General features: G+C 67.9%; 3 protein-coding genes and 1 pseudogene. 3 read left to right on the top strand and 1 reads right to left on the bottom strand.

The window, feature by feature from the left end; translation table 11 throughout:
• Positions 1 to 18: 18 nt before the first annotated feature.
• The gene (locus tag NA4_RS19110; RefSeq protein WP_067471409.1) at positions 19 to 825 is read right to left on the bottom strand and encodes a VOC family protein; all 807 of its coding nucleotides are present in this window, start codon (positions 823 to 825) and stop codon (positions 19 to 21) included.
• 239 nt (positions 826 to 1,064) lie between these two features.
• Between NA4_RS19110 and ctaD the strand changes: the two genes are divergently transcribed.
• The 3 genes and pseudogenes from ctaD to NA4_RS19095 form a co-directional block, all read left to right on the top strand.
• Complete coding sequence (ctaD, locus tag NA4_RS19105; RefSeq protein ID WP_084497229.1) at positions 1,065 to 2,804, top strand: aa3-type cytochrome oxidase subunit I; 1,740 nt, start codon at positions 1,065 to 1,067, stop codon at positions 2,802 to 2,804.
• A 237-nt stretch (positions 2,805 to 3,041) separates the two neighbouring features.
• A complete protein-coding gene (gene serB / locus NA4_RS19100; protein ID WP_373862807.1) occupies positions 3,042 to 4,259 on the top strand; it encodes a phosphoserine phosphatase SerB in 1,218 nt (405 codons plus the stop codon).
• A gap of 25 nt (positions 4,260 to 4,284) precedes the next feature.
• Positions 4,285 to 4,484, top strand: a pseudogene (locus NA4_RS19095) (peptidyl-tRNA hydrolase); the annotation flags it as partial.

Here is a 4,484-nt window from a genome sequence, read left to right as displayed (position 1 = left end):
GGCGGCCGCTGGGACCCCTCAGGCCTTCTCTCCGCCGATGCTGAATCGGGCGCCCGTGGCGTCCGTAACCGAGGCCATGCGGCCGTAGGGGGTGTCCTCGGCGGGTGACAGCACCGAGCCGCCCAGCTCGACGACCCGCTCGACGGTCTTGTCCACGTTGTCGGCGCCGAAGTAGACGGTCCAGCCCGCGGGCGCGCCTTCGGGCAGAAAGGCCGAGGCGTCCATGACGCCGCCGAGCATCGGGCTCTGCGCGTGGATCGTGGTGTAGCGGAACTCCGGGACATCGGAGATGGTGAAGACGTCCGACCAGCCGAAGACGTCCCGGTAGAACGCCAGCGAGGCGTCGTAGGCGCGGGTGTGCAATTCGAACCAGGACGGCGCGCCCGCGTGCTCGCGCCACTGCCCGCCGGAGACCAGGCCCATCGCCTCGAACCCCGGGAACGTCCCGGCCTGCCAGATGCCGACGCCCGCGCCGCCGACGTCGCCGAGCACGGCCATCGTGCCCAGCTCGCCGACCCGCATCACGGGCACGATCAGCGCCGCGCCCGCGGCGACGGCCGCGTCCGCGGTGGCTTGGGCGTCGGGGCTGGCGAGATACACCGTCCACTGCTCGGGGCTGTCGGTGTCACCCGGCATCCTGCCCATCGCGCCCGCTACCGCGCGGCCGTCCTTGCGGAAGGTGATGTAGCCGCCGAACTCCGCGCCCGCCCGTTCGGCGGTCCAGCCGAACAGGTCGCGGTAGAACGCGATACTGCGCTCGGGATCGGAGGTGTAGAGATCGACCCAGCAGGGATCGCCGGGCTTGGTGTCGTTCGGATTGGTCATCGCTGGTCTCCTGGCCGAGGTGAAGGTCTGTCACCGGTAGAGACGGCAGCGGCCGGTAGTTCTCATCGGTACGCGGGCGCACCGTGGAAATACGACAGAGAGTAGGACCCGTTCGGCCCGCCCGATAGGCACCGTTTACGATTCGATGAGCGCAAGCGAACTGTCGTCTGTCCCGCATCGGGATCGATGCGATCAGCGGAGCCTGCGGAGCGACCTAAAGGCACCTTTCAGGAGGATCAGTGACTGCCGTAGAGCCCCAGCCAGTCCCTCAATTGGAAGCGACTCGGCCGTATCCGGCTCGGACCGGGCCGAAGGGCTCGTTCATCTACAAGATGGTCACCACCACGGACCCCAAGGTCCTCGGTGTCATGTACCTGACCACGTCGATGGCCTTCTTCCTCATCGGTGGCCTGATGGCCCTGCTGATGCGCGGTGAGCTGGCGCGGCCAGGCCTGCAGTTCCTCTCGCCCGAGCAGTTCAACCAGTTGTTCACCATGCACGGCACGATCATGCTGCTGTTCTACGCGACCGCGATCGTGTTCGGCTTCGCCAACATCATCCTGCCGCTGCAGATCGGCGCGCCCGACGTCGCCTTCCCGCGACTGAACGCCTTCAGCTACTGGCTCTACGCGTTCGGCGCCAGCATGGCGACCGCGGGCTTCATCACCCCGGGTGGTGCCGCGGACTTCGGCTGGACGGCGTACGTGCCGCTGACCGACATCCTGCACTCGCCCGGCGTCGGCACCGACCTGTGGATCCTGGGTCTGGCGGTATCCGGTCTCGGCACCATCCTCGGTGGCGTCAACATGCTGACCACCGTCGTCTGCCTGCGCGCGCCGGGTATGACCATGTTCCGGATGCCGATCTTCACCTGGAACATCGCCGTCACCAGCGTCCTCGTGCTGCTCGCCTTCCCGCTGCTGACCGCGGCGCTGTTCGGCCTGGCCTACGACCGCCACCTGGGCGGCCACATCTACGACCCGGCCACCGGCGGCATCCTGCTCTACCAGCACCTGTTCTGGTTCTTCGGCCACCCCGAGGTGTACATCATCGCGCTGCCGTTCTTCGGCATCGTCTCCGAGATCTTCCCGGTCTTCTCACGCAAACCGATCTTCGGTTACACCACCCTCGTCTACGCCACCCTGGGCATCGCCGCCCTGTCCATCGCGGTGTGGGCGCACCACATGTACGCCACCGGCGCGGTGCTGCTGCCGTACTTCTCGTTCATGACCTTCCTCATCGCGGTCCCGACCGGCGTGAAGTTCTTCAACTGGATCGGCACCATGTGGCGCGGTCAGCTCACATTCGAATCGCCGATGCTGTTCTCCATCGGGTTCATCGTCACCTTCCTCTTCGGTGGTCTTTCCGGCGTCATCCTGGCCAGCCCGCCGCTGGACTTCCACGTCACCGACTCCTACTTCGTCGTGGCGCACTTCCACTACGTGCTGTTCGGCACCATCGTGTTCGCCACCTACGCGGGCATCTACTTCTGGTTCCCCAAGATGACCGGACGCATGCTCGACGAGCGCCTGGCCAAGTGGCACTTCTGGACCACCTTGATCGGCTTCCACACCACCTTCCTGGTGCAGCACTGGCTCGGCGCCGAGGGCATGCCGCGCCGCTACGCCGACTACCTGCCCAGCGACGGCTTCACCACGCTGAACACGATCTCCACCATCGGTGCCTTCGTGCTCGGCGCGTCGATGCTGCCGTTCCTGTGGAACGTCTTCAAGAGCTACCGCTACGGCGAAGTCGTCACCGTGGACGACCCGTGGGGTTACGGCAACTCGCTGGAGTGGGCCACCACCTGCCCGCCGCCGCGGCACAACTTCTACGAGCTGCCGCGCATCCGCTCCGAGCGGCCCGCCTTCGAGCTGCACTACCCGCACATGATCGACCGCATGCGCGCCGAAGCGCACGTCGGCTGGGGCTCGGGCAAGCACGCCGTCGAGGTCCACGAAACGGTCGGCGCGAAGTAAGGCGGCTGCCTCGCCTGCGCTCGGCCCGGCGCGGGCTGCGGACGGACTTCGTCCGGCTGCGGCCTCGAGGGCTTAGCCGGAAATCCTCCGGCCGCGCCGTAGGATTCGACGCGACGGGTGTGCACCTGCTGAGGACCAGCGGGTGCACACTCATTTGTGCAGACCGACACGCCCCGTGGCGTTGCGACAACGATGTCCAGCACAGCGACGGCAAACACCGAACTTGGAGCTCATCAGTTGGCCGACACCACCGTCCTCGTCACCGTCACCGGGCCCGACCGCCCCGGTGTGACGTCCGTGCTGCTCGCGGCGATGTCGCGGCACCAGGTGAGCCTGCTGGACGTGGAGCAGGTCGTGATCCGGGGGAGGCTGACCCTTGGCGTCCTGGTCACCTGTCCGAACGACCCTGAAGCGTTGCAGGACGAACTCGAAGAGGCCATGAACACCGTCGGCATGCACGTCGACGTGGAGGTGGACGCGGCGATCGGCAGGCAGCCGATGTCCACCCACGCGGTGGTGATCCTCGGTAGCCCGGTCACGGCGCGCGCGTTCAGCGCGGTCTCGCGGCAACTGGCCGCTCTCGGTGCCAACATCGACACCATCCGCGGCATCGCCGACTACCCGGTGACGGGTATGGAACTGATGGTCACCGCGATCGACTCCGGCCCCGACACGGATTCCCGGCTGCGCACCGCGCTCGCCGAGGTGGCGGTCACCGAGGAGGTGGACGTCGCGGTGGAGCGCGCCGGGCTGGCGCGCCGCGGCAAACGCCTGATCGTGTTCGACGTCGATTCGACGCTGATCCAGGGCGAGGTCATCGAGATGCTCGCCGCGCACGCGGGCGTCGAGGACGAGGTCCGCAGGGTCACCGAGGCCGCCATGCGCGGGGAGATCGACTTCGCCGAATCGCTGCGGCAGCGGGTCGCGACGCTGGCCGGTCTCGACGAGTCGGTGATCGAGGCGGTGGCCGACAAGATCACGCTGACCCCTGGCGCGCGCACCACCATTCGCACACTGCGCCGCATCGGCTTCCGCTGCGGCGTGGTTTCCGGCGGCTTCCGGCAGGTGATCGAACCGCTGGCGCACGAGCTGGAATTGGACTTCGTGCAGGCGAACACGCTCGAGGTCGTGGACGGCAAGCTGACCGGCCGGGTCGTCGGGGAGATCGTCGACCGGGCGGCCAAGGCCACCGCACTGCGCAAGTTCGCGGCCGAGGCCGGGGTGCCGATGGAACAGACCGTCGCGGTCGGCGACGGCGCCAACGACATCGACATGCTCAACGCCGCTGGGCTCGGCATCGCGTTCAACGCCAAGCCCGCGTTGCGCGAGGTCGCCGACGCCGCGCTTTCGCACCCCTACCTGGACGCGGTGCTGTTCATCCTCGGGGTCACCCGGCACGAGGTGGAGGCCGCGGATGCCAGAGACGGGCTGCTGCGCCGCGTCCCACTGGGTTGAGGGTTCCGACGATCAGGGTGGAGTGATGACGGGGATCCCGAACTGCGGGGCCGAGGTCGGCGGTGGCGAGACCAGCACGGCGGCATCGGACATCGCGGGATTTCGCGTGCGGCATGCCGAGCTGGCGGGCGGGTACGGCGGCACCGGCGATCCGGACGACCCGGCCATGGTGCAGGCAATGCAGATCGTTCTGCACCTGCCCAAGACCGATCCGCCGCCGCGCAG

Origin of the sequence: Nocardia amamiensis NBRC 102102 (assembly GCF_001612745.1) — a bacterium.
Lineage (GTDB): Bacteria > Actinomycetota > Actinomycetes > Mycobacteriales > Mycobacteriaceae > Nocardia > Nocardia amamiensis.
Note: the sequence above shows the minus strand (reverse complement) of the source record. Positions and strands in the feature narration are given on the sequence as shown.